At 53.3% G+C, this 2,437-nt stretch carries 1 rRNA gene; it reads right to left on the bottom strand.

Annotated features, from left to right (window positions below):
• Nucleotides 1–2,437 (bottom strand): 23S ribosomal RNA (locus tag AC6CWS_RS26400); the annotation flags it as partial.

Here is a 2,437-nt window from a genome sequence, read left to right as displayed (position 1 = left end):
AGTCTCAGGGAGAACTCATCTCGGGGCAAGTTTCGTGCTTAGATGCTTTCAGCACTTATCTCTTCCGCATTTAGCTACCGGGCAGTGCCATTGGCATGACAACCCGAACACCAGTGATGCGTCCACTCCGGTCCTCTCGTACTAGGAGCAGCCCCCCTCAATTCTCCAGCGCCCACGGCAGATAGGGACCGAACTGTCTCACGACGTTCTAAACCCAGCTCGCGTACCACTTTAAATGGCGAACAGCCATACCCTTGGGACCTACTTCAGCCCCAGGATGTGATGAGCCGACATCGAGGTGCCAAACACCGCCGTCGATATGAACTCTTGGGCGGTATCAGCCTGTTATCCCCGGAGTACCTTTTATCCGTTGAGCGATGGCCCTTCCATTCAGAACCACCGGATCACTATGACCTGCTTTCGCACCTGCTCGCGCCGTCACGCTCGCAGTCAAGCTAGCTTATGCCATTGCACTAACCTCCTGATGTCCGACCAGGATTAGCTAACCTTCGTGCTCCTCCGTTACGCTTTGGGAGGAGACCGCCCCAGTCAAACTACCCACCAGACACTGTCCGCAACCCCGATTAGGGGCCCACGTTAGAACATCAAACATTAAAGGGTGGTATTTCAAGGTTGGCTCCACGCAGACTGGCGTCCACGCTTCAAAGCCTCCCACCTATCCTACACATCAAGGCTCAATGTTCAGTGTCAAGCTATAGTAAAGGTTCACGGGGTCTTTCCGTCTTGCCGCGGGTACACTGCATCTTCACAGCGAGTTCAATTTCACTGAGTCTCGGGTGGAGACAGCCTGGCCATCATTACGCCATTCGTGCAGGTCGGAACTTACCCGACAAGGAATTTCGCTACCTTAGGACCGTTATAGTTACGGCCGCCGTTTACCGGGGCTTCGATCAAGAGCTTCTCCTTACGGATAACCCCATCAATTAACCTTCCGGCACCGGGCAGGCGTCACACCGTATACGTCCACTTTCGTGTTTGCACAGTGCTGTGTTTTTAATAAACAGTTGCAGCCAGCTGGTATCTTCGACTGGTCTCAGCTCCATCCGCAGGGACTTCACCTACACACCAGCGTGCCTTCTCCCGAAGTTACGGCACCATTTTGCCTAGTTCCTTCACCCGAGTTCTCTCAAGCGCCTTGGTATTCTCTACCTGACCACCTGTGTCGGTTTGGGGTACGATTTGATGTTACCTGATGCTTAGAGGCTTTTCCTGGAAGCAGGGCATTTGTTACTTCAGCACCGTAGTGCCTCGTCATCACACCTCAGCCTTGATTATCCGGATTTGCCTGGATAACCAGCCTACATGCTTAAACCGGGACAACCGTCGCCCGGCTAACATAGCCTTCTCCGTCCCCCCTTCGCAGTAACACCAAGTACAGGAATATTAACCTGTTTCCCATCGACTACGCCTTTCGGCCTCGCCTTAGGGGTCGACTCACCCTGCCCCGATTAACGTTGGACAGGAACCCTTGGTCTTCCGGCGAGCGGGCTTTTCACCCGCTTTATCGTTACTTATGTCAGCATTCGCACTTCTGATACCTCCAGCAACCCTCACAGGTCACCTTCGCAGGCTTACAGAACGCTCCCCTACCCAACAACACATAGTGTCGCTGCCGCAGCTTCGGTGCATGGTTTAGCCCCGTTACATCTTCCGCGCAGGCCGACTCGACCAGTGAGCTATTACGCTTTCTTTAAATGATGGCTGCTTCTAAGCCAACATCCTGGCTGTCTGTGCCTTCCCACATCGTTTCCCACTTAACCATGACTTTGGGACCTTAGCTGGCGGTCTGGGTTGTTTCCCTCTTCACGACGGACGTTAGCACCCGCCGTGTGTCTCCCGTGATAACATTCTTCGGTATTCGTAGTTTGCATCGGGTTGGTAAGTCGGGATGACCCCCTAGCCGAAACAGTGCTCTACCCCCGAAGATGAGTTCACGAGGCGCTACCTAAATAGCTTTCGGGGAGAACCAGCTATCTCCCGGTTTGATTGGCCTTTCACCCCCAGCCACAAGTCATCCGCTAATTTTTCAACATTAGTCGGTTCGGTCCTCCAGTTAGTGTTACCCAACCTTCAACCTGCCCATGGCTAGATCACCGGGTTTCGGGTCTATACCCTGCAACTTAACGCCCAGTTAAGACTCGGTTTCCCTGCGGCTCCCCTATACGGTTAACCTTGCTACAGAATATAAGTCGCTGACCCATTATACAAAAGGTACGCAGTCACACCCGAAGGTGCTCCCACTGCTTGTACGTACACGGTTTCAGGTTCTTTTTCACTCCCCTCGCCGGGGTTCTTTTCGCCTTTCCCTCACGGTACTGGTTCACTATCGGTCAGTCAGGAGTATTTAGCCTTGGAGGATGGTCCCCCCATATTCAGACAGGATACCACGTGTCCCGCCCTACTCTTCGAGTTCACA

The sequence above is a fragment of the Klebsiella sp. M041 genome (assembly GCF_059759695.1).
Note: the sequence above shows the minus strand (reverse complement) of the source record. Positions and strands in the feature narration are given on the sequence as shown.